Source organism: Cypionkella psychrotolerans, from assembly GCF_001294535.1.
GTDB lineage: Bacteria > Pseudomonadota > Alphaproteobacteria > Rhodobacterales > Rhodobacteraceae > Cypionkella > Cypionkella psychrotolerans.
In genome coordinates, this window is sequence record NZ_LGIC01000037.1 from 129,968 (window position 1) to 156,859 (window position 26,892).

Below are 26,892 nucleotides of genomic sequence, written 5' to 3' on the forward strand. Positions count from 1 at the left end.
CACCGCAACAGCGCAGCAACACATCCAGACTTCCGCCAAATCCCGATTGTGACGCCGCTGCCCCCCAGTTAGTGAGGGATAAACCCCGCGCCTCCCCGGAATCCCGCTATGTATCGTGTCTCGCCCTTCGTGCGCCATTTCGCCCTCGCCCTGTGCCTTGGCATCCTTGCGGCCACGCTTTGGCTTAACCTTGATGCCGCAGGTTACTATGATTTCATCGAATGGCGCATCGCCGATCTGCACGCCCCTGCCTTTGTCCTTGATCAACTGCCCGCGTGGCTGACGCAATGGTCGCTGCAAAGCCCGGCCCTGACCCCCGCCTCGCTGACCTCGCATGGGCTGATGGCGTTGTTCATGTTCTTCGTCGGCAAAGAATTGTGGGAGGCCTTGATCTTAGAGCGTGGCGCGCTGTCTGGCCCGCAATCGCTGGTGCCCCTCGGCGGCGTGATTGGCGCCGCGATCGGAGCCGCCCTGATCTGGATCCTCTCCGGCGCGCTGATCGAGACCGCCGCCGAATCCAGCCTCGCCATCGGATGGCAAGTCCCGCTCGGCTCTGATGTGGTGCTCGGCTACGTCTTGGGTCGCCGGGTGTTCGGCCCAAACCACCCCGCGCTGCATGTGCTGCTGCTGGTCACCATCGCCTGCGATTTTCTCGGCCTCTTGATGCTGGGCCTGTCCTACCCCAGCGGGGGGTTGTTCCGCTTGGGCTGGCTCGCGCTGCCGCTGCTCGCCAGCTTTGGCGTCTGGGCGCTCTATGGCCGCCGCCCGCGCCTGAACGCATCCGAGGCCGCCCGCCGCCGTGGCCTGATGCTTTGGCCCTATATCCTTGCCGGAGCAATCTCCTTCATCGGCGTCGCGGCGGCTGGCCTACCCCCGGCGCTTGGCCTGTTGCCCGTGATCCCGGCCATCCCGCACGCCGACCGCTCTTTCGGTTTCTTCGCCGAGGCGGAAAACTTTCTGCACGACCCGCTCAACCGCCTTGCGCATTTGCTGGTGCGCCCGCTCGCTCTCGTGCTGTTCCTGTTCGGCCTGACCCGTGGCGGTATTGATCTGTCGGCCTTCGCCCCGACCACGTTCACCACCCTCGCCGCGTTCTGGATCGGCAAACCCCTAGGCTTTCTGCTCGGCTGCTGGCTTGCCGCCCGCATCACCCACCGCACCCTGCCCGCAGGTATCGCCCTGCGCGAACTGCTGCTGATCGCCATGCTGCTGGGGCTAGGCTTCACCGTCCCGGTGCTGGCACTCGACACCGCCCTGCCCGGAGGCGGCATGGCCGAAGCCGCCCGCCTTGGCCTCGCGCTGTCGCTCCTCGCCGGAGCCGCCGCCTTGCTGCTCGCGCGCCTGACACGTCGCTAACGGTCGCAATAGGGGCTGGTACATTTGTACCAATACGGTGTCGCTCGCGCCGCAGCACTCAACGGGAACCGATCATGCAGCAAGCGAAACGCCGCCTTGCCGGCAAACACCCCACCCACATCGCCGCGCGTCCGGTAGCGGTTCAGCTGCACAATCTGCCGCAACGCCTGCGGCATCGCTCCATTCTGCTGCAAGATCATCTCTGGGATCGTATCCGACCCCGCATCCGCCCAAGCGATCACCACTTCACTCAAGCGCTGCGAAAGCCCGGTATCCGGCCCGAGCCGCCCCAATTCATCCAACGCTACCAACCGCCCAAACGGCACACCGGGGTCGTAAGGACCTTGCGGCGGGAATCCGACAAAGCGCGGCACTGGCAAAGCAATCTCCATTCGCCGATCATGCAGCCGCCGGATCCCCCGTTCGGTGTAGCCCTTCTGCGAGAACCAGAACTGCCCCACCTGCAACAACCGCTCCACATCCACCTGCAACCCGCCGCCCGTGCGCAACCAATCCGGCAGATCGGCGCTAAATTGACCAACTGTGCCGAAATAATTTCCAAAGCCCGGAACTTTAGTCATATCCCAAGCCCAATGCCCGTAATAGCGCACCGAAAGCGGCATCGTCAGTGCCGCCAAGGCGAGTTTGACTTCTGGCTCTGATGCCTTCGCCATCGCGGCCTCGGCGTCAAAGCGTGCGGTTGGATAAAGTGCGAGATAGTTGCGCAAAGCCGCTTGGGCCTCGCGGATGCTCCCCAAGGCCAGCAAGCGCAGAAACGCTACCCGCGCCAAGTTGACTCGCACCGTCTGCGGCAGCCTTGTATCCGCCACCAATGCCCGAAGATGCGCCGCAGACAGCAAATCAATCGAGCGCGCATACTGCACGGACCCATTTTCTGCCAGCAGGTCAGCCAACGCATCCATGTTATCGACAAACATCAGGCGCATTTCGTTCAGCGTATAAGACGCATCGTCGCGCCTGCTGCGCTGCATCGCCGCCAAAGCCGCCAAGTCTTGCGGCGTCTCCTCAACCTGCCGCAGTTTGCGGTGCCAATATCCGGCGGCTGTCTTGCGCGCCAGAAAACCGCGCGCCGCTTGGTCAATCATCGCATCCTGCATCCGAGGCGGCAAAAGCTCGATCAGATCATCCGGCTTTGGCAGCCCAGCGTCCCAAACATCGCGCGTGCTGCGCTCAAAATACGCTGTCGGGAAAGCCGCGTATTCCGCCGGGGAGGCCACACAATTCAGCGTGCGCACCAGCCAAATATTGTAAAGCCCGTCGGCTGTTTCGGCCTGATCCTCGGCCATCGGAAACAGCATGGCGAGGACCGCCCATTCCGTCCCACCCGAGCGGCGATACTGCACCCAATAGCGCGCGCCCAAGCTGTCAAACTGTGGTGCGATTTCCCAGTCCTTGTCATTGTCCCGCCGCCAGTTCTGTTCTTTCCGCATCTGATCCGCCGCGAAAACCGGATAGGCCGATTGCACGGCGGCCCCCAGAAGCCAATCCACCAGATCAGAGCACCGGGCGTGCCAAGCGATCACGGCCTCGGTATCGCTCAAATCCTTGGCGCGATCTGGGTTAAACCACCAATCCGGGCTTGGCCCCGGCACCGTCAGCACATCCAATGTGCTTGCCACCTAGTCACGCGGGCCCGCCGAAAGGTAAGTTTCATTTGGGGCCAGCGCGTAAGGCAGCGCGTGGTTCAACGCAAAATCCGCCCATTCGTCGACAACACCAGCATAATCCCAACTCCACGGACCGCCCGGTGGCTGATGCTTCATCCACGCGGGTTTGTATAAATCCGCCCCATTGCGAAAGCCATAATCTGGCAAGCCATGTTACAGTCGATATAGATCCAGCGTCGCCCCCACCTCGTGACCGATCCCCACATCCGCACCGCCCGCATAAAGCGTGCCAAACCGCCCGAAGGATGCATTCAGCATCTCGCCCGCCGCCGCATATTTGCCATCACACAGCGCTGGACCCGGTCGCGCCTCTGCGCCTGCAGCAATCACCGCCAACAGCACCGCCAACATCCACCGCATCACCACAACATCTCACCGCAAGGATTCGCCTCCCCACCCTATCCGCCCGCACCACGCCACGCATCACATCCGCATGCGCGCCCACATTTTCCCCACCCAATACTGCCCCACCTTGCGCCATTGTCCATGGATGCGACATAATGATGCCTCAAACCCGGATTAGACCCGTATTCGGCTCTTGTGCGTCAACAAGAACCAAGCGTTAACATTTCTTCGGTAGGGCTGGGGTCACTGGCCGATAACGATGTGCACAGGCAGGAGGCAGACCCGTCAGGGCAGCCATGATCGCGTTCGAGAATGTCAGTAAGTCCTTTTGGACAGGTAAGTCGCGCAAGGTGATCCTTGACCGCGCCTCATTCACCGTTGAAGTCGGCAATTCTCTGGGCATCCTTGCCCGCAACGGCACCGGCAAAACCACCATCATCAACATGATGGCGGGGCTTGAGAAACCGGATGAGGGCAAAATCATGCGCACCTCGCGGATCTCTTTCCCACTGGGATTCATGGGCGGCATCCTGTCAAAACACACCGCCACCGAAAACGCCCGCTATATCGCGCGGCTTTACGGGCTGGACCCGGACTATATCGAAAGCTTCTGCCGCTGGCTGTCCAATATCGACGAATATTTCGACATGCCGGTCGGTACGTTTTCATCCGGCATGCGCTCGCGGTTTTCCTTCGCGCTGATGCTGGCGCTGGAGTTTGACATCTATCTGATCGACGAAGGCATGCCGTCCTCGACCGATGTTGAATTCAACCGCAAAGCGGGGCAAGTGCTGCGCCAGCGCTTGAAAAATGCCACCGTGGTGGTGGTGTCGCACCAGCCCTCGACGCTGGAGAAATTCTGCCGCTCGGCCGCTGTGTTGCGCAATGGTCAGTTGTATATGTTTGAAACTTTAGAAGAGGCGAAGCGGCTTTATGACTACCAAACTTAGTGTTCAGCGCTTCCGCACCCGCCGCCCCGATCCAGTTGAGGCCCCGGCGCCCTTGCCGCTGACCACGGCGGCCGCCAAAGCCAGCCCTGCCCCAACATCCGCCACCGCCAAACCCGCCCCCCCAGTGCAACCCCGCGTCGGCGATCGCGCCTTCTTTCCCACCGATGAGGAAGACGGCTTTGCTGGCATGACCTTCCCCGGTGCCGAAAAACCTGCGCAAAAAAGCGCCCCCGCCGATATCGACACTATCCGGCAAGAGGGGTTGACGGGTCGGCAGTTGCGCATGGCCCGCCGCCTCGCCCAAAAGCATGGCCTGCCCGCCACATCCGACTTTGACGCCGTGCGGCTGCTGCGCAACGCCGGCATTGACCCGTTTCAAGCCAATTCGGTGCTGGAACTGGTCTCCTCCGGCGATGGCCCGCCAATGCCGCCCTCAGGCTCACGCGCGCTGACCGTCACCCCCGGCGGCGATGGCATCCAACTGCCGCAAACCATCAAACCGATCCAGCTGCCCTCCACCGAAGAACAAATTGAGCGGGCGCATCTCGCCGAAGTTGGCAAAATCCAGCGCGATATCGTCGCACGCCGCCGCAAGAAATCGCTGCTGCTGGCCGCGCGTTTGTTCGTGTTCGTCGGGCTGCCCACTATCCTTGCCGCGATCTATTATTACACCATCGCGACGCCGCTCTACTCCAGCCGCACCGAATTCGTCATCCAGCAGAACGATGCAGCCCCTTCTGGACTCAGCTCGATGCTGAAGGGCTCGGCGATGGCCACCTCGCAGGATTCGATCACCGTGCAGGGCTACCTGCAAAGCCAAGACGCGATGGAACGCTTGGACCATGACCTCGGCTTTCGCGCGCATTTCTCGGCCCCGAACATGGATCCGCTGCAACGGCTTGCCCCCGATGCCACGCAGGGGGCGGCCTATAAGCTTTACCATAAATTTGTAAAAATCTCTTACGACCCCACCGAAGGCGTGGTGAAGATGGAAGTGATTGCCGCCGATCCACAGGTCGCGGTGAAATTCTCGCAAGCGCTGCTCGGCTATGCTGAAGAACGCGTTGATCTGATGACAGCGAGGGTGCGCGATGATCAGATGAAGGGCGCACGCGAAAGCTATGATGATGCCGAGGTCAAGCTGACGGAAGCCAATGAACGGGTGGTCAGCTTGCAAGAAAAGACCAAGGTTCTGTCGTCCGAGGTCGAAATCAGCCTAATCTCGGCGCAGATTGGTCAGTTGGAAACCCAGCTGACCACTGAACGGCTGTCGCTGGCGCAGATGGAATCCAATGCCAGCCCCAACCAGGCGCGGATGGAGCCTGTGAAGCGCCGCATCACCACTTTGAACGATCAGATCGCGCAACTGCGCGCCAAGCTGACCGAGAATGACGCAAGCGGCCAATCCTTGGCCCGAGTGCAGTCCGAATTGCTGGTGGCCCAAGCCGAGGTCACAACCCGGCAGTTGATGCTAGCGCAATCGCTGCAAGCCACCGAACTGGCGCGCAGTGAGGCCAATCGGCAGACCCGTTACCTTTCCGTCTCGGTCAACCCGGTCGCCGCCGATGAGGCCGCCTATCCACGCGCCTTTGAAAGCACTCTGGTGGTGATGCTGATCCTGATCGGGATTTATCTGATGATCACCATGACCATCGCGATCCTGTATGAGCAGGTAACTTCGGGATGACGCCTAACGCAATGAAACAGGTCGCCATCGGGGGCTTGCGCGTCGGCAACGATCAGCCCTTGCTGGTGATTGCAGGACCCTGTCAGCTGGAAAGTCTGGACCATGCCCAGATGATTGCGGGCGTGATGACCGAGGCCTGTGCCGCTGTCGGCGCGCAATATGTCTTTAAGGCCAGCTATGACAAAGCCAACCGCACCTCGCTCACGGGCCGTCGTGGCATGGGGATGGCCGCAGGGCTGAAGGTGTTGGAGGCTATACGCGCCTCTGGTATCCCGGTGCTGACCGACATTCACGACATTGCTCAGGCGCGCGAGGCGGCGCATGTCGCCGACGTCATTCAAATCCCGGCCTTCCTGTGCCGTCAAACCGATCTGTTGCTGGCCGCAGGCGAAACCGGGGCGGTGGTGAATATCAAGAAGGGTCAGTTTCTGGCCCCGTGGGATATGGCAAATGTCGCCGAAAAGGTCGCCTCCACCGGCAATGAACGCATCCTGCTGACCGAGCGCGGCGCGAGTTTCGGCTATAACACCCTTGTCACCGACATGCGCAGCCTGCCGATCATGGTGCGCACCGGCTATCCGGTGATCATGGACGCCACCCATTCGGTGCAGCAACCCGGCGGGCTTGGTGGTTCCAGCGGCGGCCAACGGGAATTTGCCCCGGTGATGGCCCGCGCAGCAGTGTCTTTGGGCATCGCTGGGGTGTTTATTGAAACCCACGAAGCTCCGGATACCGCGCCCTCCGATGGCCCCAACATGATCCCACTCGACAAGATGGCCGCCTTGGTCGCCAGCCTGATGGCGTTTGACCGCTTGGCCAAGGCCGATCCGCTGCACGTCTAAGCTTGTGCTCTTTGTCGGCATCGGGAGCGGGGGCTAGCCCCCGCACCCCCAGGATATTTGCGCACAGAGGATGACAATTTTAGACAGATTTTAGCGATAAGCGTTAAAAATCCCTTAACAGCACAAAGTCATCTATCTGATATAAAAAAACAAAAAATGGTCCCGAGTTGGGACCGCCTCAGGCCACCTGCCCCGCAGCCCATCCCGACGACCACGCCCATTGAAAATTATACCCCCCCAGCCAGCCGGTCACGTCCACCACCTCGCCGACAAAAAACAACCCCGGCACCCCGCGCGCCATCATGGTGCGTCCATCCAGCCCATCGGTATCGACGCCCCCCAACGTCACCTCCGCCGTCCTGTAGCCCTCTGATCCCACCGGCCGCAGCCGCCAGTCCCGCACCATCGCAGCCACCCGCTCCAACTCCGCGCGCCCCAACTCCGCCAAGGGGACGGTGATGCCCAAACTGGCCTCCACATGCCGCGCCAGCTTCTCCGGCACGATCCTGCCCAAGACCGTTCTCAGCGCCATCTTGCCCTGCTCCCGCTTGGCCTGCCCGAGTTCCACCGCCACATCCCGCCCCGGTGCCAGATCCAAGCTCACCTCGCCCCCCTCGCGCCAATAGCTCGACGCCTGCAACACCGCCGGCCCCGACAACCCGCGGTGGGTGAACAAAACCGCCTCGTCAAACCCGGTCTTGCCCACCGAAACCCGCCCCTGCACTGACACCCCCGCCAGCGGCACCATCCAGTCAAGTTCCTGCGCCGCAAAGGTCAGCGGCACCAACCCGGGCCGAGTCTCCACCAGCCGCAACCCAAAACTCTCCGCCACCTGATAGCCAAACCCGCTCGCCCCCATCTTCGGGATCGACTTGCCCCCGGTCGCCACCACCACCGACGCCGCCCGCACCCCCCCCCGCGCAGTATCGACCTCAAACCCCACAGAAGCCTGCCGCACCGCCGTCACCCCACAGCCCAGCCACAAAGCCACCCCAACTCGCGCCATATCGCCTAGCAACAGATCCACCACCTGCTTGGCCGAGCCGTCACAGAACAGCTGCCCCAAGGCCTTCTCATGCCAAGCAATCCCCGCGCCATCCATCCGCGCGATAAAATCCCACTGGGTGAACCGCTTAAGCGCCGACAAAGCAAAGCGCGGGTTCTGCGAGATGAACCGATCCGGCGCGATCCCGAGATTGGTGAAATTGCACCGCCCGCCGCCCGAGATGCGAATCTTCTCGCCTGCCGCCTTGGCATGGTCGACCAGCAGCACCCGCCGCCCGCGCCGTCCGGCCTCAATTGCCGCGAACATCCCCGCCGCCCCGGCCCCCAAAACGATGACATCAACCTGTTCCATGCCCCCTCATACGCCGCCAAGCTCGCGCCTGACAACCACATGAAGATTTTCGCAAAAACCCCCTTGCACCCCCCCGATGGCTTCGCTAATAACCGCCGCAGTTGGGGCGTCGCCAAGCGGTAAGGCATCGGTTTTTGGTACCGACATACGGAGGTTCGATCCCTCCCGCCCCAGCCAATCTATATTTATGTGCAATATCAAGCACTTAACGGACCATCGGTCCGCTCATGTGTTACAGTCGTGTGTGTGTAACACGCGGGCCTTCGACAACATCAGATCCGTGCAACGAAAAACCCGCCACGGTGAACCGGGCGGGCTTGGTTGTCAGTGGGCCTAGCCTCAATCGTGATCAGCAGCCGCCGTAGTTTTTGTTACCGCTGGACGTTATGGTGTATGTGCCGCCCCTCGGTCCTGTGTAGCAGCCGCTGGATGCGCGGCGCGATGTATGGCTGCGATAGGTTGTTGCCTTGACCCTATGGCTCTTTGCCACTCGTGCGATTGTCTTACCCCACTCACAGGCCAGACCATCGCCATCGCCATCTAGGTTTGAGGCGTCGGAAAGCGGGCCACCAGAAGCGAGGAAGTAACGCTGCGCCTGTGCTGAACTCGCAAAGTCAGAACAAGACTTGCCGCCGCCAGCAACTGGACTGCCCGCTGCGCCTGACCGGGAATAGAGCTTGCGACCAAGGGCGCTAGCTGTGCGCTGCCCAAGGTATGCCGAACCGCTGGCAGACTGACCGCGCCCACCAAGTTCAGCCTCAACATACGCAAGTTGAAGCGGTGATCGTGAAGCCGCCTGCGCGCTCCACAGTGCGCTAGTGCTCATAGACGTGAAATATGCCGGATCTTGCGTCGCTGTCGGTGTCGTGCCACAGGCGGCAAGCCCGAACAAGATTGAAATGGTGTAGAAAAGACGGTTCATATAGCGATTCCCCCAAATGTGACCGGAGGTTGCGCTTTACCTAGGTGAAAGTCCACGAAGTTGAAAAGCCCGCCACGGCGCTGAACCGGGCGGGCTTTGAAAGTTTTGTTGTGATAGCTATTTAGCCGCAACGCTCACTTGGTTCACTGGCCCGTCCATGACGACAATGACAGGTTGCGGAAAATCGCTGATATGGGCAGCCATGAGCGACCCGGTTGGCGTGTTAAAGTATTCGACAAGGTAGAAATCTTCATCGTCCTTCAATTCCTCCGCGCCGGATGGACGCTTCCACACGTCATCGTCAGGCCGGCCAAACTTGTCGTGAAGGAAGTCATCAAACTCTTTCCGCCCCATCTGCGGCAGAACGACAGGGTTGGTGAACTGTGCGCGCACCAGAGCGATTGCCCGATTGTTCTTATTCATAGCGTCGTCTTTCATCTTGTAATCTCCGAGTGATTTCAGGTTTCGAATAGCGTCGTTATTCGCCTATAGCGTTCTGATGATGGGAATGACGCCAAAAGGACAAAATCTCGTATTCTGTGTAAAAATGGGAATTATCTTCCAAGACTTACAAACTGGCACCCTTACGCGGCCAGATCAGCCCTGCACCGCTCCGGCATGATGTCAGCATCGGCCAGCACCTCCACCAGCACGTCATGCAGGTCTGTGCCGGTAGTGGTGGCGGCGCGCATATAGGCTTCGGCCAGATCGGCCACCAGTTTGGCGTATTCGTTATCAGCGATGAAGTGCATGGTCGGCTCCTACGGTTGCGATGCCCGGATTCTAAGCTGATCAGGCGATCCAACGCAAGGAAAATATTTTTGTAAGTATTTGATAAGTAACGACTTACTTTCTTCCCGGTCACTATTCGCCAAGATCAATGTCGGCCAAAATGAGTGTAACTTCAGCAGCTTTCGCCATTTTGGCGTTTGCCTTTTCGAGTGTCACCTTATCGCGGCGGCGTTGTTGGCGCGCTGCATCCAGCGCCCGTTTATCTGCGTCGGATCTGTCGCGCAGATACGGTCGCACCGACTGGCCTGTTTCCGCCAGCTTCGCAGCCGCGTAGTCTTCGCGCTCTTGGGCGCGCTGGCGTTTCCGCCTTTCGGCGCTGGCAAAATTCAGAATGCCGATTTGCCGTGGAGTGCAGCTTGCCAACCACGCTTGATAGGCGTCGGCATGTTTCTCAGCGTCCGAAAAGTCCGAAAGGGTCGGGCTAGTTGCCCCCATCATTCCGGCGTAACAAGCGACAGCCGCATCTGCTTTTCGATTCTTGGTTTTCATCCACCTTGCAAGGAAAGCTGCCAAGGAAGCGTCTGATTGCCCCGGCTGCACTTGTTCCTGACCGGGGAACCAATTTGGCCCGCGCGGAACATCAAGATCCGCTATAGCGTCAAGTTCCTCGGCTGTGAGTTGTCGCGCCTGCATTTCTACGGTATAGTGGTTTCGCATTGATACTGTCCTACAAGGGTGAAGCGTTCCCGCGCTTCACCCTTGATCATTTGAGGGTGATCAGGCGGCAGTCGATTCAATAAGGTCGGCCAAGTCCAGCGCAAGGGCGGGCGAGAAAGATTTCATCGTCTTGCCGATCCGAACATTTATCCCGGTCCCTCGCTTCGAAACCGCCAGCGGGCGCAGGCCGAAGTCATGCTCCGGCGTCACCAAATCCACGGCGGCATTCAGCGCTTTGCGCGTGGTGCTGTCTTTCGGCATGGCACGGATCCGGAGTTGCTCCACAACAAAGGCGGCTTCATCAGGCGTCATTTCAAGGGCGTCGTCATTGTCGAAGCCAAACAAGATTGCACCATTAAAGCGCGACAGGTTCACCCCGGCGATGGTCGCAGGGATTACCCCGGCGTTGATTTGTTCCTTGATCATGCGCCCAATCACGTCAGCCACGGGCAAGCACCAGACCATGCTCAGGGCCTTGAGTTGCTCCACCCGCGCCGGTGGCAGGCTGATGATCCCTTGGCGGGCCGGTTTCAAAGTGTCAGTCGTCATCATCGGGGAACCTTTCACGTTCATTAAAAATAAGCTTAGTGAAATTTCACTAGACTGTCAACCGACGTTTCAGAATTTCCATCCGGCGTAGGCGGCACACTGGCCCGGTGTCCGCGCAGCTTTCATTCCATCCGGGATAGATCAGGGTTAGCCGCGCCCGGTATGGGATGAAAAAGCGTCACGATTTTCCAGCTCTTCTCTTCTCTTTCTTTCTTCTCTTCTTAATAGTAGGGAAAATCGTGACGCACCGGCTGCGAAGAATGTCACGATTTCCTCTAATAAGGGAAAAGCGTGACGATTTGCGTTACCCACGCTCCGGCTGTGGAAATCGTCCGACATCCCCTAATAGGGGAAAATCGTGACGATTCGTCTCAGTTAGCTCCGGCTGCGGTGATCATCCGACTTTTCTCTTATAAGGGAAAAGCGTGACGCATCCGCGAAACAGCTTCTCAGGCTTGCCGCCCAAACATGCCGCCGGATCTGGATTGCTTGCGGAACTCGTCTTGAATCAAGCCGCTCAGCTCGGTTCGCAGCGTCTTGCCGACCTGTGCCGCCAGATCAGCGTTTTGTTCCTGCGTGCCGCCGGTCGCGTTCACCGTGACGGGTGCGCTGATCGTGATCACCGGCCCGGATACCGCGCCAGACTCCATAGCAAGGGCGCTGGTGGCCCGTGCCACCCTGCCCGAGTCACCGACAAGGCCGCCGCTTGCATAGCCCTTGCGGGCGCTCTGGTGGAGTCTGTCGAGGTTGCCCGCCCCGAGGGTCTTCACAGTCTCGGCGCTGAAAACATATTCACCGCGATGCACTACCCCGGCGGGTTCATTCTTGGATCCATCACCAGTGTAACCGCCGGACGCGAAGCCCAATAGCCCGCCGAGCATCGACAGAAACCCGCCGGATTTGGCTCCGCTGAAAATACCCGCAATGCCTTTTTGCAACTGCGCTTTTAGAATTTCGATCAAAAGCTGTTTCAGGGCTTCACCGGCGGTCATCGCGCCAGTCGCCACTCCCATGAAAAGATCCGTGAGGGTCTGCGCGCCCTTCTCACCGGTTTCCTGAACCCGCTGAAGTTTCTGTGCGGCTTTTTCGGCGTTCAAGCCAGCGGTAACGTGGGCCTGCGCCAGCCGCTCAATGTCGGCCGTCAGTTCGGGCGTGATCGTCTTACCCGCCTTGATAGCCTCGTTTAGCAGATCAGCTTTGATTTTGGCGAACTCGACTGCATCGCCATACTCTTTTCCCGCCGCCGCGGTTGCGACAAACACCAGCGATTCACGCTCTAACGCCGCGGTTTCTTCGCGGATCGAAGCAAGGGCAGCAGCGAAGCCATCGGTAGAACGGCCACCAGCACCACCGCCACCTGTTGCTTTAGGCATATCCGGCACGCCGAAGTCAGGATCATTGGGCGCGCGTTTTGGCCGCTGGCTAGTGCCGGGTGCCAAAGGGCTGACCGGTTCGGGCGGCAGCAGATCGGCGCCACCAGTGGCGAGGGGCGTGCCGGTATCCATCATGGCAAGATTGGCGATCTCGTCACGGGCGGCAGCAGCAGCACCGGGCAAGAGCCGGATCCAGTCAAGCAGACTGGAAACCTGCCCTATCACCCCGGCCAATCGCGCCTGATCAAGATCTGACATGGCGGTGATCGTGTTCTGCGCTTCGGTGACAATTTCGCGCAACTGCTCCGCATACTGTTCGCCGGTGATTTCGCCTTTTTCAAATGCGTTGGCTGCATCGCCAATCCGGGTCGCAAGGCCAGTCAGGGCGGTTGCACCAGCCTCATTGCCAACGCCGCGCAGCATTGAACTTGCTTCCGACAACGCGGGCACCAGCAAGCGGGCTTCGGTCGCCAAATCGGAGTATTCGATCTTTAGCGCTTCGACTTGTGCTAGGGCATCTTGCGGCACCTCGGGCAGCTTGCCCAAGGCATCGGCTGTTCCGGATCCAAACAAGCGGCCCGTATCCACCGGGTCAAATTTCAGCCTCTCTTGCTCACCTTCGATAAAACCGAAAAACTCAGCGGCACCGACAACGCCATTGCGCCACATTGATTGCAGCCGGGTTTCGACTTCGCGGAACTTGGTATCCAGTTCCGCCGCCTTTGCGACCATATCGCTATCCATGACAGCGCCAAGTTCGCGCGCTCGGGCGATCTGTGCAGAAATACCAGCCGCGCCCTTGTCGAGTAACTGCACAAATTGTTCGCCACCGGTGCCACCGAAAAGTTCATCGCTGATCCTGATCTGTGCGGCTTTATCCAAACTTTCCAACCGCCCGATAATTTCAAGCATCAAGGCGCTCGGGTCTTTGAGTTTGGTTTTCAGTTCCTCGGCACTGAACCCAAGCCTCTTAAACGCTTCGGCTGCGCTACCAGTGCCGGTGATAACAAATTCATCGGCGCGCAATGAAAGCTCTTTGAAGCCATCTGTCAGGGCATCAATCCCAATGCGGTTTTGATCCGCAACGAATTTCCATTCTTGGAAGGCTTCCACCTCCATACCGGCGCGCTTTGCTTCGTCGCCAAGATCGGCAATGGCGCGAACCTGATTGCGCACAGCCGCCACAGCCCCGGCCACACCGATACCAGCCACGGTTCCGGCCAATCCCGCCAGCTTCGGCATGGCGAGCGTTTTGAAAGCGGCACCGACACGCCCGCCTAAACCTTCATAGGTCTGCGCGATCTTATCGACACTCTGCTTTGCTTTCGCCTCCATCTGTTTTGAGGCTTTCGCCTGAATCGAGTTGGCGCGGGCAAAGTCGCGTTGAAGCTGTTTGGTCTGGGCTTCAAGCTTGATGATCAAGCCCATCATATCTACGTCGGACATACTCTTTACTCCTTAAAACACTGTAAGCCCCAACACCTCGGGGTCGTCATAGCGCGATTTCTTGTTATGGGCGGTGACTGCCCGTGAAACTGCCATTGCGGATGCAACGGCGGCGTCGATACGGCCCGTGCTTCGCGCCTTGTGCATCCTGATCAGCCCGGATTGCGGGTTGTTTGATACGGCCACGTTGTCGAAGTGCTGGCGCAACACCGGGTCGCCATTGTGGCGGATGACTTCACCGTTCACCGCGCGCACAAGGTTGCCGGTGGCCTCGGACATGATCAGCGCGCTTTGCGGATGGGTGAATACTGGCAAGCCAGCATCGGTCAGGTTCTGCGACAGCACCCTTGCAAGCGCCGGGTCCACAGCGATCTCTTGCACGTCATAGGTGGCGCACAATTCGCGGATATGGTCTTCGACTTGCTTCTGATCAATCACACCGCCGGTGCAAAGCTGGATCAAGTTCTGATCGGCCCATTGCTGATAGGGTGCGCGGTCGCGGTGCGCTCTGGTTTCCAGATCGGCAGTCGGCACAAAGCAGGTATTGCGCAACGTGATTTGGCCGTCACCATGCCGAAAGGCGATAGCTACGGCGGTAAGGTCGCCAGTTTGCGACAGATCCACACCGATGTAAGCGGGCAGCCCTTCAAGGTCGGTTTCGTCATCGTCAAGCTTGCGGGCATCGTAACTCGCCAGATCAAACAATGGATCACGGGAATTTCCGTGCCACTTGTTCAGGTGATATTGCTGGAAACCATAGGCCGCCGAAGGCATGTTGCGCGCCCGGTTCACTTTATTCCGAAGGTCTTTCAGATCTTGGAAGCCATCTTTCAGGCCGGGGTTGCAGCGGTGCCATACCTCTTCATCGGTCCAGTTGTCACCGTCTTGCAGTTCAAACAAGATCGGCAGCACCGAAGGATCTTGCACTTTGCCAAGCGCCACATCGCGGGCATAGGCGTATTGATCAGCCGCGAAACCATCCGCACCCCGGCCCGCCGTTGTCGCGGTGACGATCAGCCCGTTTCGACTTTTCGACACGCCGGATTCCAGCACCTCCCACATTTCTTGACCGGCGGCTTCTTTCCAAGCGTGGATCTCGTCGCACAGCGCGAAGGTCGGGGTTCCGCCGTTCTGGCGCGCACCATCTGAAGAAACCACTTCAAGTTTGCTTTCAAAGCCCTTGATATGGCTTTCGATTTCTTTCGCAGCATTGCGTTGATCTGTAATCTTCGTCACCGCGCCGATGCGCGGATCTAGCTTGACGATATTGGTCGCCTCTTTGAAGGCAATGCTGGCCTGCTTTTTATCGCAGGCCGCGAACACCAGTTCACCACCTGGCACCTTTTCCGGCCCGATCAGGTGAAGAACAGACAGCGCAGCGGCTAAGCTGGTCTTGCGGTTGCCCCTCGGGATGAAGAAGAACACGCGGCGCACAACGCGGTCGCCATCGGCGTCGCGCGGCCCATATATCGCGCGCACAATGCGCTCTTGCCAAGGATAGAGGGTAAGCGCCCGCCCCGGCCTATCACTCTTGATATGGCGCAGGGCGCGCAGGAATTGCACCGCGCGCTCGCCATGCCCGAGGGGGTCAGGGATAGGGCTGGCGTCAAAGATCCACGCCGGAAAAGTCGAAGCCGCGCCCAAGATCAGATATCCAGCGGGTTCGGTGACGTGTCGCCATCGCCGGGTAAAAGTTCGAGTCCTTTCATCCGCACTCGACTGACAGGATCAAGCCCGAGCGTGGCTGCAAGCTGTCGCGCGGTCTGCGCGGCCCGGTTCTGCACCCCGAACAGCTTCACGTCCACCACGCCACCGGCAAGCTGGCGTTCGGTTTCGATCTGGCGCACCAGCCCCGCCATGCAGCAATAGGTTTCAACCTGCGCCATGTCGGCGGTGCAGATCACTTGGCGCGCCACCAGCACCGGCAGAACCCGCTTCCACTCGGCCACGGCATAGGTGCTAAAATAGGACGGCTGGCGCGGAACCTTGATAAGCGGTTCCTGATCGGCGGCGATCTTGGGCTTTACCCCGCGAAGGTGTTTACTCATGCCGCGACCGCCCGCAGTTCAAGCCCCTGCCTGCGCCCGATCTCGGCCATAGCGACGATATTCCACGCCTTGCCGCCGTGCATAATACGATCAGATACCGACACACCGGGCAGCCACCTGATCACAAACACCGCGTTATTCGACACGCCTTCGCCGAAGGTAGTCAGAAACTCGGACACACCAGCTTGCCGAAGCTCTGCGCGCCCGGTGGCATACGTTGTCCAGATCTGTTGAACCTTTCGCCCCAGCCCGAGCGTTTCGGCCATGCGTTGCAGTTCTACAGGATGGCGAAGCTTTCCCGCCAGCATCAATCGGCCCTCCATTGCATCACCGCGCGCAGTGCCACCACGCCCTGCGTGTAAGCCTGTGCCGGGTCAGGATCTCGCATCCACACCAGATCTGGCCGCGCCCATTCAACGATAGTGAAGCCCGCGTTTGGTGCCGGAGGTGCATCCATCATCGCGATCATCACCGCACCGGCCACCGCCTGCGCCACGGTAGAGCCGTCTTCAATGGCCCAAACGTGCAGCATGGCGCGCACCTCGGCCACGATCTGCCCGTTGCCAGCGCGGCCAAGCAGTCGAACCTGTGAGGGTGCAATCACGATTGCGGGCATGTTACCGGGCCGGATTGCACTCGCCCGGATGTTCTCGGGCGCGACATGCTGCGCAATCAGGGTATCAGCCGCCAGCCTGTCACCGATCAGAGTTTGCAGCGCGAAGGAAGGATCAAGCATCACTCGGCACCTTTCTTGATTTCGGCCCGGATCACCCGGCGCAGCCGGTTCAGAACGCGCTTCTTATTCAGCCGCCACGCGGGCAACAGGAAGGGTTTCGCAGGCATCGCGCCGGTGCTGGTGCCGTCTTTGTGGTGGCGCTCTTTGGTGCCGAACTCGACTAGGTGGCCGTGGCGGGCATTGCCATCGCCAGCAGTAACAAACGCCTGACCTTCCTCGGCGGTGCGCCTGCCACCGTTAGCTGCATAAGGCGGGGTCGTCTCGCCGGGTCCGGTCGCGTCGATGGACTCTAGCAGGCTGCCAGATCGCCGCGATGTTTCAGCCAGCGCGCGGGCATCGCCTGCGATCTCGGCGGCTGATCTTGCCAGCGCCGGACGCAATGCCAGCAGAATTGCTTGTGGCATCCCCAACAAAGCCCGCGAAAGCGCTTCAGATCCTTCGACATAGCGAGCCATTATGCCGCCTCGGGCGCGGACAGGTGGCCCGTCACGCGGACTTTCAGCGGTGAAAGCAGATCGGTGACGCCAAACGGCAACTGGTATGCACTGGCAAAAGCCACAGCTTCGCGGCTTTCGTATTGGTGCGCGATCAGAAGAAGCGCCGCCTGCACCATCAAGGCGCTATCAACTGTGAAGGGCTGCCCGGTGTAGGCTTGCACCCAAGCTTCGGCCACATTGCCGTAGTGGGTCAGCAGCGCCTCGTCGCGCGTGTCGTCAAGATTCAGATGCGACCGGATTAGGTCGAGGTCTAGGGTCATACTCGTTACTCACAGCGGGAACAAACTGTGACTACGGTATCATAATACCCCACTCTGCGAAAGTTATATTATCGAAAATCCTGCGCGACGCTTCACACGCCGGTTCCCTTGATAGGGTGAAAGTTGGGGGATACCCCCCCCCCCACCTGCCTCGAATCTTGCGTGGGCGTTTTCTATCTGCGAGCAATAGACAAGAAATAATTGAACATCGAATCATTAAGGGTAATCTATGAATCTGCCGTTCCTGAGATTTCTTTTGGCAACTACTTCGCTAACGCAACCCGGCTTCACGTCCATTGTGCAGCCTGATCAGAGAAAAAGAAGTGCGTCGTCTGCTCAAACAACGCTAGTCCGAGTTAGATCGCACACGGACGGTTCAGGACCACTTGCCGCAATCATCACTAAAGAGCAACTGAATGCTCCTAAGATAACGTTGAATGAAATAGAGGGTATTTTCCCTAGAGGTGTTGCGACAATTACTCGTCATTTTTGCCTCAATCTACTTCCTGTAGTGCGGGATGGAGGATTTAAGTTTGGAACAGTTTCGCAGTATCGGCCAAAGGATAAAGCGCTTGTAGGAAGATTCAGCGACACTAGAGAAGGCTTGCAAACCGATGTTTATGAAAGCTCAGATGGGCTTTACCATATTGAAGATGGTAAAGGTGGTGGTATAAGCGGGATTGCCATAGAGGGAGCGGACGAACCCGTGGTGTATGAGTATATCGCAAATGACTACTGTTGCTGTTCGTCAATTGGCGCTTTTGATCGTGAACGAGCGAGTTTAATACGCGACAGAGGCAATCCTGATATAGGAGCCTACGCCGTCTATGATTTGAAGAAACTTTTAGCAGCAATAAGCTCTTATGTGCTTGAAACAAGCCGCTTAAAGCATTTAACTGCCATTGCTGGAAAAGTGCAGTATGGGAGGAAAGACCGCCGAATAGTGATTGGCGGTCACACAATATCAAACGAAGAAGCGGATAGGGTTAATAAATGGCTTAATCTTATGTTTGTTAAGGCAATTGATTACAGTCATGAAGAGGAGTTAAGAATCCTGTTGATTGATCCCGATCGACCGGGCGCATTAGCTGAGGAAGTCGGTTGCGAAATATGGAGTGATCCGAGGATTGTTGAATCGATAATTGACAGCGGAGAATTTTGAGAAGATCGGGCGCATACTGAGAAATGACCTAAACCGTCTTTGCGGCATTTTCTGATAACGTCTTAAAACCGGGCAACCAGATCGCGACAGGTGAAACCTTTATGAATACTAGCCACTACAAAGTAGAGCATATCCAGATCATAGATCATGAGGATGATCATCAAACAAAATGCACCAACTACACTGGCGGCTTCAAGGTTTGGCAGTTGAGTGACGATGAATGGTCATACGAACCTAGCTTGCATCAAGGCAAACCATGCAGGGCCGGAATATTCACTTTTGCTGACATTCAGAAGCTGATGGCAGGTATGAAGTTAGCGCCTATTGGCTATGAGGTTCATAGCTCCATCGACGGCCTCGAAATGAATTCTTTCATGTCCGTTTATCCAGTGTCAAAACGCAACCCACTGCCAACAACTGATGTTTGGCAAACGATTGCAGGAAATATGAAAGCGGAATCCGGGTCGAAACATGAGATCTTAAAGAGATATGCGCACTATCTAACTGCCAGTTTGCGATCAATGGATATTAGCATCGCTGCAGTTTGCAATCACTACAATGGGCAGTTGGTGCAGTCATTGCGCGATGAAAAGTCTATTGGAAATAAGTTTGCACACATGTCAGACTTTGCCTTCATTGCAAATGTTCATTCTTTCTTTCTGCACTTCGGATCAGCAAGAGATTACCTAGCCACATTGATTGCACGCCGTTGCTCTCTCTCGAAGGATATAGATAGTATGGCAACCTTGGTGAAAAACCTCAACCCGAAGAAACTACCACATGATAAAATGCTTGAACATCTGCTATCAACCAAACTTATTATTATTGACAACACTGGATCTAGAATACAAACAAATGGCTGGCTGCAATGGGCATCGACTATAAGAAACAGCGTTGTTCATAGACATCCCTATGGCTCTAGAGATCCAGAACGAACAGCGATGATTGTGGCGATTGAGGGAACACCTAATCACTTCAAATATTGGCGGCCTATCTTAGTGGATGGGAGCGATGTTCGAGATGTTTTGGATGTTATGACAAAGGTATATCACAACACGATGCACCTGTTGGGATGGTTAGCGGAGGCATCGGAACTCAATTCAGACATAAAGAAACTAGATGAAACGTCTATCCTTGACATTGTAATTAAGACTGGAAAGCCCGCGCCCAATTAGTTCATGTAGGCTATTCTGCCGGCACTCTCATATGCGCGCCACGGTTATCGCCGTGGCGTATGATAGGATCCACCACCTAAGCCTCGGGTAGTTTGGCCCTGCGCCCAAGCAACGCGATGGGGTTCAGGACGGAATCGACAGGCCAGCCCTTGCTAATCCGTGCATAGATCACGGGCATACCCAAGCCCGTGCGCTTCGACCACTCCGGTATAGTCAGAGTTTCGCCGTTGTGGGTGATCGTGCGGCCCCTGCGGCCTCGCCTGCCCGTTCTACAATGCCCCTTTGACAATCCTGTTTGATCGGGCCTGAAATTCAGATCAATCGTAGCCGCAAGGGCAAGCCGCCTGTTTACGGCCTCAATCACCGCCTGCATATCCAGACCGGCGTTAGAGCAAACGAGGCCAAGATCCTTGCTCGGTCTTATCAGGTAATCGCGGGCGTCTCTTACATCACTCGCCACGCGCCCGCCGATCACGTCTTGCGAGGGTTCAAGCTCGGCATCCGCCACGGCGCGAAATAGCACCTCTCGCCACAGATCCCGCTCTCGGCTCTGCTTCTCTTCACGATCAGACATCGGCCCGCTCTTGCCGCTGTTTCACGCTGTTATGGCAATGCGCACACAATGCTTGCAGATTGTTCCAGTTCCAGAACAACGCCCTATCGCCCTTATGGGCCTTGATATGATCGACATGCGCGGCGACAGCCCCACAGCCCGCGAAAGCACAGACAGGGTGCAAGGTCAGGAACTCGACGCGCAGGGCCTCCCACTGGCGGGTATAGCCACGCTGGCGGCTGTTTGGCCGGGTAGCATCGAAGCGGCGCTTACGGGCGCGCATGGTGGCCGCCTGACAGGCACAGATAGCATCGGCGGGAACAATCGCCCCACACCGGCAAAGGCGCGGCGGGCGGCTCATTACATTTTCGCTTTCAGTGATTGCAGCCCGTGCCGATCAAAGGTCGGATCGAAGCCCTGTTCAACAATGCGCGCAAGCTGATCTTTGGTCGGTCGCGCGGGGTTTGCTTTGCTCGGTGTGTTGATACCGGATCTGCGAAGTTCACGGTCGACTTGGGCTTCCAGCGCGGTGACGATCTCGGCCACGCTGGCGTTCCAAACCTCGGACGGGGGCCAGCTAAGCCAGCTTGTCGCGCGACTAAACAGTTCGGTGAAAAACTGCGCCAGCGTGATCTCAGGGCCGGGTTCAGAAGATGGGGTAGCCTCGCCCTGTGCCGGTGCTAGGATCACCGACAGAAGGGCGAGGCAAGCCGCCTGTGCGCTGCCCGCGAAGCGCTCAAGCGGTTTGGTGGCGGTGTAGGCCAGCAGGCGATCGGCCTCTTGCCGATCGGTCGCGGCGGCTCTGATCACCGCATGAATGGGGGTCAGCTTCTGGCGGGCGATATCATCCCAAAGGGAAGCAATTCCGCCCGGCAGATTTTCAAGCGCGACGGCAGCCCGCAATGAAGCCCGCAAGGTCACGGCATGGGGGCCATGACAAAGCAGGATCTCCGAAGCGGGCTGCAACGCTAGCATGGCTGATCAGATAGCCATTTTCAGCTTGCGGAACACATCGCTGCGCACCACGCCAGCACCGACACGGCGGCGGGCGTGGAAGCGGGCAAGGCCGCTGGTGCGTTGGGTCAGCAGATCGGGCAACACGTCGAGCGACACGCGGTCATAGATCCGATAGCCCGCTTTGAAGTCGCCATAGATGATCGGCGTGGCGGCAGATGCGACGTTTGGCATATCCAGCGCTTCGACAACCGGACGGCCAAGGATCGTTTCTGGCTGGCCTGCCTGATAGGACGGCTGCCACAGATAGTTGTTGTTGCCGTCTTTCATAGTGCGGATGACGGCGAGGGTCGTGCCGTTCATCACCCATGCGCCACGGTTCCGATAGGTCGCGGGCATCGCATAGAACAGCTTGATCAGGGCATCGGCAGAAAGCACCGTGGCGTGGCCGTTGTTGGTTTCTGCGATACCGGCGGCGGTCATAAAGCCGGTCGGTTCAACGGCGGTTGCACCGTTCACAAACGACAGCGCCTCTTTGACGCCGAAGTCTTCGGCAAGCGCCAAGCGCACTTCGGCTTCGACGTTAGCCGAATCTTCAAGCATCCGAAGCGACAGATCCACAAAGGTCGCCAGTTCCTTGATCACGATATCGGATTGATCGAAGGTCGGTTCGGAACCGGTGCGGGTGGTGGTTTCGCCAACCCAAAGGGCGTTGGTAATCCCGGTGCGCTTCGGCAACAGGATCGTGTGGCTGGCGGTCGTGCGCACATCGGCGATAGCACGGATCGGGCTGAACTCCACCAGATTGCGGATGAACTCGCCCGAGGTTTCCTCTGGTGCTAGCACATAGGCCGGTGCGTCATTGGCAACGGTCAGGGCTTTCTTGTCGAAGTCAGCGCCTTGCAGGAAAGACACGAAGGCTTTGCGGACCGTGTCTTCGCCCTGGGTGATCACCGGCGCACCGAGGCGCTGGCCTTTGGCTTCCAGCTTATCCAGCCGCGCCAGCACGGCCTCATGGGCCTTCGTGTCGATAAGCGGCGCATTCGCCGGGGTCTTGGGATCTTCGTTTTCCATGTTCAAACTTTCACTGATTACTGATTTTACCGAGGTGATCTGCGCGCCCGGATGGGCCGGAACTGCAACAATGCTGATTTCATGCAGTTCAAGGGCGCTGATCGTGCGGCCCTTGGCGCTGCGTTTGGCGTCTTTGGTGACAAAGCCGATAGACAGGCCAGTCACCGCACCTGCTTTGATCATGGCGCGCACTTCACGGGCGCGCTCTACATCATCCACCAGCAAGCGGCCTTTGACGGTCAGGCCAGTTTCTGTTTCTGCAATTTGATCCCAAACACCGATCACCTGCGCCTGATCATGTGCAAAGAGCATCGGCAGGATGGCGGGGCTGGTGAATGCCCCCTTTTCGATTACATCGCCAACACGATCAGCAGAACCGAAAGGCCAAGCCGTGCCAGTGATCTCGCCCGCATCGGATACGGTCAGCAGAGCCTTGATTTCAATATGATCGGTCACGCTGGCACCTGCGCCTGATTGGCGGCACCAGTCCAGCGCGCGGCCATGATCTCCCATGCAAGCGCCAGCGTCTCTGCCAGTGGGCGGTTCACGCCGTAAGCATCACAAAGTCGCTTGGCCTGTTCCGGGTTCATACCGCCACCGATCAGGCCAAGCCGGATGATTTCGCGCAGATACTCGGCTGGATAGGCCAAGGTCAGCATCTGGAAATAAAGCGCACCAGCGCCAAGGCCAGTGATCTTTTCCAGTTCTGCCAGCATCGGGTCGGTAAGGGTGAAGTCGTGTTCACCATCACCAAAGAAGGCGCGGTGCGTGATCTCGCTATTCATCGGTGGTTTCCTTGGGTGCTGGATCTGGCGCTGGCGTGGTGCCGGTCGAGGTGAAGGGGTTTTGCAGCCCATTGCCTTCGGCCATAGCGGGAAGGTTCAGACCGGCGCGAACCTCATTGGCGGTCATCGCACCCATCGCGCGGTATTGACTGTAAGCGGTTGCTCGGGCGGCGAACTCCACCGACAGCAGATCGTCTGGCGTGGCTTCAATGTAGAAGCTGGCGCGTTCCTCTGGTGCCAACAACACCCGAGTGTAAGCGGCCTGCCAGCGGGCAATCCAAGGGCGCAGGGTGCCGGTCAGGAAGTCGCGGTGCGATTGTTCAAAGTTTGACCAAGTGCCACGCGACAATTCGTAAAGCAGCGCGGGCGGCACGTTGAACGCTCGGGCGATCTCGCGCACCTGTTCGCGGCGAACTTCGGAAAATTCAGCATCGGCAAGCTTCATGTTGATCTCATGAAAGGTCATGCCTTCATCAAGAACAGCGGTAGAGCCAGAGTTTTCGCCGCCATGCGATTGAAACCAGCTTCCTGCCAGTTTCTTTGAGGTGTCGGATTCCAGCTTGTTCGGATGCAAGATCACACCCGAGGGTCGGCCACCATTTTTGAAGAACCCGGCAAGATGGCCTTCGGCGGCAAGCGCCAGACCGATTGCTTCACGGGCGAGTGTGATAGGCGACACACCGCGCAGGGTGTGAATGTGCAGCACGTCAATAAACGGCAGCACGGCATTGTCAGCGTTCGCAAGCTGAACACGGTAGGACGGTTCGCCATAGCTATCATATTCAATGCTGACCGCGCCGGGATCCATGCGGTGCAATTCCACCGCCTTACCTTCACCGTTGCGGCTGACCTGCGCGAAACCGTGGCCGGTCAGCAGGGCGTCACTGGTAAGTTGTTCGCGCAGCTCTTCTGCGCTAGTCCAGTCGTTCGCCCAATCATGCACCAGCCCATAAGCCGGATGATCCTTCGCGGGATCTTTGCCCTCGGTGTAGGCTTTGAACGGTAACGTGGCGACAGATTCAGCGATCAGCGACACGGCCCTGCGCACAGCAGGAACACGCATTGCGCTTTCGCGTGTCACCGACACACCCGAGGCCACGGAAGCAATCCCGAAAAGCGCATAAGCCTCGGGATCTGTCAGCCGGATTGATTTCTTTTCAGAAGCACCTCGCCCGATAAGTCGGGCGAGGTTAGATGCGATACCCATGCGGAACTCATAACAACACTACGGTATCATAATACCACAGTGTGGATTCCCCGAATAGAGGAAATGTTATGTTATTACATGATCTAGATTTAAGCCGGGGTAAGCTATCGCGTTTACCAGTTCCGCCCGTCTTTCAATCATCCCTTGTGGCATGATCCCATATCTGCCGGTCATGCTGCCCTCGGTGTGGCCCAGAATGAAACCAAACTCTTGATCCAAGAAACCACCACGGCGCAGCGCATCGGCGGCACCATGCCGGAAAGAATAGAGTGAAAGCCCCCTGCCCGCTTTTAAGCCAATCCGGGTAAGATAGCGGCCAAATTCTCGCGACAGGTCAGCCAACATTTGCCCGCGCTCATTGCGCACTGCGCCGGGAAATAGCGCGCTACCGCCCTCTCTAACGCGGCTTTCGTGGTATCGGATAAACCCAAGCCGGATTAATTCAGGATGGATTGGCACCACCCGCATTGAACCTGCGGTTTTCACCGACTTACCTTCATCGGTTTTATCACCCTCGGTCGTAATGTGCATAATCCAATGCCCAAACTCTTGCCGAACGTCATTAACGGCAAGCTGACCAATCTCAGCGGGTCGCGCACCAGAGAACAGCATTATCAGCGGCACCCAAAAGCGGTGATCTCGAATTAGAAAATTGCCGGGTTTAGCAAGTTTGCGCCATTCATCATCACTCTGACAGCCGGAAAACCAAGGCGAGTTGAACAGGATCTGGAGTTGATCTGCGTTGAAAGGCACAGTCGGGGTCTTGGTTTCCTTCTTAAGCGCCAAGCCCTCGGTCGCGTTTTTATCCAGATAACCGTTGTTCACCGCCCATGACAAGAAAGCCCCAAGGCTGGAAAGGTAGCGGTTCACAGTGCGGTCGGCGATCACCGGCTTGCCTACCTTTTCATTGGCTTTGACGATCTGGCGAATATTCATGCCCGCGAACACGCCAGTTTCGGTGGCCTTAACCGGATACTTCACCAGAAGCTGTTTCCACTCGCGCACTGCCACCTTGTCGATTTTGGCGATGGGGTGGCGTTCGCCGATCATTTCAACAAACGTGCCAATATCACGGCGGCATTGATTGACACGATCTTGCGCCACGCCACGCGGATTCTCACTGGCGAAGATCTCGAAAATTTCCATGATAGATTCACCCGGCTTCGCAGTCTCTCTGCGCGGGCCGGTGGCGGGCCTTACCAGCGGGTCGCGGGGTTGGCCGGAGTAATCACCAGCATCGCGCTCTAGGGTGCGCTCTAGGGCCTCAGCCTCGGCCCGCATCAAGCGACGTGCAAGGCTGATCCAGTCTGGCGTTGATCGGTCTACATGCAGACGGTTTTGGCGCAGGTAGTCTTCTACTTCATGGGCAATCAGGGCAGTCTCGCCCTTAGCCAGATGTTTGCGAAGTTCGGTCAGCTTACGCTTTCGGGCATCGGCAGCGACTTCGCCCATTTGTTGCGCCACCTGTAAATCAAGCGTCGCATCAAGCAAAGTCAGTGGATCAATGCCCGTGATCTCGCCCCTGTCCACCCTTCCCATAAGATCAGCCTTGGCCACTTCGATCTCAGCCTGACCGGGTAGTATCGACCGCGCAGATTCATCGCGGTCGAGCGCGGCCTCGTAGTGATCCCAAACAGCGTTCTCTAGGTCGCCCGCTGCAAGATGGCGGCGGGCTCGCAGGTCGTCAAACTCGCGCTGCCAATCAGCAACGACAAGATGAACCCGCACCTTTGCTTCGGCGGGATTACTAGTGCCAAGAGCCTTCACAAGTTCCTGTTTGCCATAGATCGGCACCAGATCAAGCGGGACACGAATGCGGGCCGAATAGCTTGCACCGCGTCTAAGAAGATTGCTGACTAGGGCCATGAAATGCTCCACATGAAGGGGTCGTGTGTTACATCTGTGTGTTACAGTTTCTTTCAGTATATGCAATGTTTATCATATGGTTACGCAATAATAAGGACTTAGAAAATATTGTAATAAAGCCCTCCCGCCCCAGCCAACTTCTTTGCAGGTTTGGTTTGAAGCTGAAAGCGATGGCGATGCCATTGCGGGTTCTGCTTTTGAATAGCCCCGAGTTTCCTAGACACCTTGCAGCTTCAGTTTTTGCTGCTGCTCGAATGCGATCGGCGACAGCATTCCGTTCCTAACGTGTTTGCGCTGCGGGTTGTAGAAGAACTCGATGTAGTCGAACACATCCTGGCGGGCTTCTTTGCGGGTTTTATACTTTCTTCGGCGGATGCGTTCGCGTTTGAGCAGGTTGAAGAAGCTTTCGGCGACGGCGTTGTCCCAGCAGTTGCCACGTCGGCTCATGCTTTGCGTCAGATTGTGCTGTTCGAGGAACTCCTGCCACTCATAGCTGGTGAACTGTGAGCCTTGGTCGGAATGCACTTGGACTTTGGTCTTCGGTTTGCGGCGCCAGACGGCCATCAGAAGGGCTTGCAACGGCAGATCCGTATAGGTCCGACCCTGCATGG

The 26,892-nt window shown here is 57.9% G+C and carries 29 protein-coding genes and 1 tRNA gene; 7 read left to right on the forward strand and 23 right to left on the reverse strand.

The window, feature by feature from the left end:
* Positions 1 to 108 precede the first annotated feature (108 nt).
* Positions 109 to 1,356, forward strand: coding sequence for a Na+/H+ antiporter NhaA (locus AKV04_RS09210; RefSeq protein ID WP_054006150.1), 1,248 nt, complete (start codon positions 109 to 111; stop codon positions 1,354 to 1,356).
* On the opposite strand, the gene AKV04_RS09215 is transcribed toward AKV04_RS09210, so the two are convergent.
* The gene (locus AKV04_RS09215; RefSeq protein WP_054006151.1) at positions 1,353 to 2,996 is read right to left on the reverse strand and encodes a hypothetical protein; all 1,644 of its coding nucleotides are present in this window, start codon (positions 2,994 to 2,996) and stop codon (positions 1,353 to 1,355) included. The two genes, AKV04_RS09210 and AKV04_RS09215, sit on opposite strands and share 4 nt — an antisense overlap.
* A gap of 201 nt (positions 2,997 to 3,197) precedes the next feature.
* Positions 3,198 to 3,404 (reverse strand): hypothetical protein, encoded by a 207-nt coding sequence (locus AKV04_RS09220; protein WP_156317430.1) that lies wholly within the window; start codon positions 3,402 to 3,404, stop codon positions 3,198 to 3,200.
* Between the two features lie 281 nt (positions 3,405 to 3,685).
* Here AKV04_RS09220 and AKV04_RS09225 point away from each other — a divergent pair, with 281 nt between their 5' ends.
* From AKV04_RS09225 to kdsA, 3 genes are read left to right on the forward strand one after another with little or no spacing between them, the layout of a single operon-like run.
* On the forward strand, positions 3,686 to 4,339 hold the full coding sequence (locus AKV04_RS09225) for an ABC transporter ATP-binding protein (RefSeq protein WP_054006153.1): 654 nt from the start codon (positions 3,686 to 3,688) through the stop codon (positions 4,337 to 4,339).
* Positions 4,323 to 6,026 carry a capsule biosynthesis protein gene (locus tag AKV04_RS09230; RefSeq protein WP_054006154.1) on the forward strand — a complete coding sequence of 568 codons (1,704 nt, stop codon included), beginning with the start codon at positions 4,323 to 4,325 and terminating at the stop codon, positions 6,024 to 6,026. Before AKV04_RS09225 ends, AKV04_RS09230 begins: the two co-directional genes overlap by 17 nt.
* 11 nt (positions 6,027 to 6,037) lie before the next feature.
* Positions 6,038 to 6,868, forward strand: coding sequence for a 3-deoxy-8-phosphooctulonate synthase (kdsA, locus tag AKV04_RS09235; protein WP_054006155.1), 831 nt, complete (start codon positions 6,038 to 6,040; stop codon positions 6,866 to 6,868).
* Positions 6,869 to 7,046: 178 nt separating this feature from the next.
* Here the strand turns inward: kdsA and AKV04_RS09240 are convergent, their stop codons facing one another.
* Positions 7,047 to 8,225, reverse strand: coding sequence for a BaiN/RdsA family NAD(P)/FAD-dependent oxidoreductase (locus tag AKV04_RS09240; RefSeq protein ID WP_054006156.1), 1,179 nt, complete (start codon positions 8,223 to 8,225; stop codon positions 7,047 to 7,049).
* Between the two features lie 102 nt (positions 8,226 to 8,327).
* On the opposite strand from AKV04_RS09240, the gene AKV04_RS09245 reads away from it, so the two are divergent.
* Positions 8,328 to 8,402: transfer RNA gene (locus tag AKV04_RS09245), tRNA-Gln, on the forward strand.
* A 172-nt stretch (positions 8,403 to 8,574) separates the two neighbouring features.
* On the opposite strand, the gene AKV04_RS27815 is transcribed toward AKV04_RS09245, so the two are convergent.
* From AKV04_RS27815 to AKV04_RS09295, 12 genes are all read right to left on the reverse strand, one after another.
* Positions 8,575 to 9,147, reverse strand: a complete 573-nt coding sequence (locus AKV04_RS27815) for an excalibur calcium-binding domain-containing protein (protein WP_082351578.1) — start codon at positions 9,145 to 9,147, stop codon at positions 8,575 to 8,577.
* Between the two features lie 117 nt (positions 9,148 to 9,264).
* The gene (locus AKV04_RS09250) at positions 9,265 to 9,585 is read right to left on the reverse strand and encodes a hypothetical protein (RefSeq protein WP_054006157.1); all 321 of its coding nucleotides are present in this window, start codon (positions 9,583 to 9,585) and stop codon (positions 9,265 to 9,267) included.
* 146 nt (positions 9,586 to 9,731) lie between these two features.
* The gene (locus AKV04_RS26115; RefSeq protein ID WP_156317431.1) at positions 9,732 to 9,899 is read right to left on the reverse strand and encodes a hypothetical protein; all 168 of its coding nucleotides are present in this window, start codon (positions 9,897 to 9,899) and stop codon (positions 9,732 to 9,734) included.
* A gap of 112 nt (positions 9,900 to 10,011) precedes the next feature.
* On the reverse strand, positions 10,012 to 10,596 hold the full coding sequence (locus tag AKV04_RS09255) for a hypothetical protein (RefSeq protein ID WP_156317432.1): 585 nt from the start codon (positions 10,594 to 10,596) through the stop codon (positions 10,012 to 10,014).
* Between the two features lie 60 nt (positions 10,597 to 10,656).
* Positions 10,657 to 11,148, reverse strand: a complete 492-nt coding sequence (locus AKV04_RS09260; RefSeq protein WP_156317433.1) for a hypothetical protein — start codon at positions 11,146 to 11,148, stop codon at positions 10,657 to 10,659.
* A 446-nt stretch (positions 11,149 to 11,594) separates the two neighbouring features.
* Entirely contained in the window at positions 11,595 to 13,964 is a 2,370-nt protein-coding gene (locus AKV04_RS09265; protein ID WP_156317434.1) for a hypothetical protein, read from the reverse strand.
* Between the two features lie 12 nt (positions 13,965 to 13,976).
* The gene (locus AKV04_RS09270; protein WP_054006161.1) at positions 13,977 to 15,608 is read right to left on the reverse strand and encodes a terminase large subunit; all 1,632 of its coding nucleotides are present in this window, start codon (positions 15,606 to 15,608) and stop codon (positions 13,977 to 13,979) included.
* A 2-nt stretch (positions 15,609 to 15,610) separates the two neighbouring features.
* Positions 15,611 to 16,012, reverse strand: coding sequence for a P27 family phage terminase small subunit (locus AKV04_RS09275; protein ID WP_054006162.1), 402 nt, complete (start codon positions 16,010 to 16,012; stop codon positions 15,611 to 15,613).
* Positions 16,009 to 16,320, reverse strand: coding sequence for a head-tail adaptor protein (locus AKV04_RS09280; protein WP_054006163.1), 312 nt, complete (start codon positions 16,318 to 16,320; stop codon positions 16,009 to 16,011). Before AKV04_RS09280 ends, AKV04_RS09275 begins: the two co-directional genes overlap by 4 nt.
* Positions 16,320 to 16,748: a DUF3168 domain-containing protein gene (locus AKV04_RS09285; RefSeq protein WP_054006164.1), complete on the reverse strand. Its 429-nt coding sequence runs from the start codon at positions 16,746 to 16,748 to the stop codon at positions 16,320 to 16,322. Before AKV04_RS09285 ends, AKV04_RS09280 begins: the two co-directional genes overlap by 1 nt.
* Positions 16,748 to 17,203 (reverse strand): HK97-gp10 family putative phage morphogenesis protein, encoded by a 456-nt coding sequence (locus AKV04_RS09290; protein ID WP_054006165.1) that lies wholly within the window; start codon positions 17,201 to 17,203, stop codon positions 16,748 to 16,750. Before AKV04_RS09290 ends, AKV04_RS09285 begins: the two co-directional genes overlap by 1 nt.
* Complete coding sequence (locus tag AKV04_RS09295) at positions 17,203 to 17,505, reverse strand: head-tail connector protein (protein WP_082351576.1); 303 nt, start codon at positions 17,503 to 17,505, stop codon at positions 17,203 to 17,205. Before AKV04_RS09295 ends, AKV04_RS09290 begins: the two co-directional genes overlap by 1 nt.
* A gap of 229 nt (positions 17,506 to 17,734) precedes the next feature.
* Between AKV04_RS09295 and AKV04_RS26120 the strand changes: the two genes are divergently transcribed.
* Positions 17,735 to 18,667 (forward strand): DUF2971 domain-containing protein, encoded by a 933-nt coding sequence (locus AKV04_RS26120; protein ID WP_156317435.1) that lies wholly within the window; start codon positions 17,735 to 17,737, stop codon positions 18,665 to 18,667.
* A gap of 101 nt (positions 18,668 to 18,768) precedes the next feature.
* On the forward strand, positions 18,769 to 19,842 hold the full coding sequence (locus AKV04_RS09300) for a hypothetical protein (protein ID WP_054006166.1): 1,074 nt from the start codon (positions 18,769 to 18,771) through the stop codon (positions 19,840 to 19,842).
* Positions 19,843 to 19,918: 76 nt separating this feature from the next.
* Here the strand turns inward: AKV04_RS09300 and AKV04_RS09305 are convergent, their stop codons facing one another.
* From AKV04_RS09305 to AKV04_RS09340, 8 genes are all read right to left on the reverse strand, one after another.
* Complete coding sequence (locus AKV04_RS09305; protein ID WP_054006167.1) at positions 19,919 to 20,416, reverse strand: hypothetical protein; 498 nt, start codon at positions 20,414 to 20,416, stop codon at positions 19,919 to 19,921.
* Positions 20,409 to 20,678 carry an HNH endonuclease gene (locus AKV04_RS09310; protein ID WP_235815581.1) on the reverse strand — a complete coding sequence of 90 codons (270 nt, stop codon included), beginning with the start codon at positions 20,676 to 20,678 and terminating at the stop codon, positions 20,409 to 20,411. Before AKV04_RS09310 ends, AKV04_RS09305 begins: the two co-directional genes overlap by 8 nt.
* A gap of 77 nt (positions 20,679 to 20,755) precedes the next feature.
* Positions 20,756 to 21,316: a hypothetical protein gene (locus tag AKV04_RS09315; RefSeq protein ID WP_162232846.1), complete on the reverse strand. Its 561-nt coding sequence runs from the start codon at positions 21,314 to 21,316 to the stop codon at positions 20,756 to 20,758.
* A gap of 60 nt (positions 21,317 to 21,376) precedes the next feature.
* Entirely contained in the window at positions 21,377 to 22,879 is a 1,503-nt protein-coding gene (locus tag AKV04_RS09320; protein ID WP_054006170.1) for a phage major capsid protein, read from the reverse strand.
* Positions 22,876 to 23,208 (reverse strand): gene transfer agent family protein, encoded by a 333-nt coding sequence (locus AKV04_RS09325; RefSeq protein ID WP_054006171.1) that lies wholly within the window; start codon positions 23,206 to 23,208, stop codon positions 22,876 to 22,878. The genes AKV04_RS09320 and AKV04_RS09325 overlap by 4 nt, the downstream gene beginning before the upstream one ends.
* Positions 23,201 to 24,415: a phage portal protein gene (locus AKV04_RS09330; protein WP_054006172.1), complete on the reverse strand. Its 1,215-nt coding sequence runs from the start codon at positions 24,413 to 24,415 to the stop codon at positions 23,201 to 23,203. Before AKV04_RS09330 ends, AKV04_RS09325 begins: the two co-directional genes overlap by 8 nt.
* 66 nt (positions 24,416 to 24,481) lie before the next feature.
* Positions 24,482 to 26,293 (reverse strand): site-specific integrase, encoded by a 1,812-nt coding sequence (locus AKV04_RS09335; RefSeq protein ID WP_235815582.1) that lies wholly within the window; start codon positions 26,291 to 26,293, stop codon positions 24,482 to 24,484.
* A 204-nt stretch (positions 26,294 to 26,497) separates the two neighbouring features.
* A partial coding sequence (locus AKV04_RS09340; RefSeq protein ID WP_156317437.1) for an IS3 family transposase occupies positions 26,498 to 26,892 on the reverse strand: 395 nt, incomplete at its 5' end.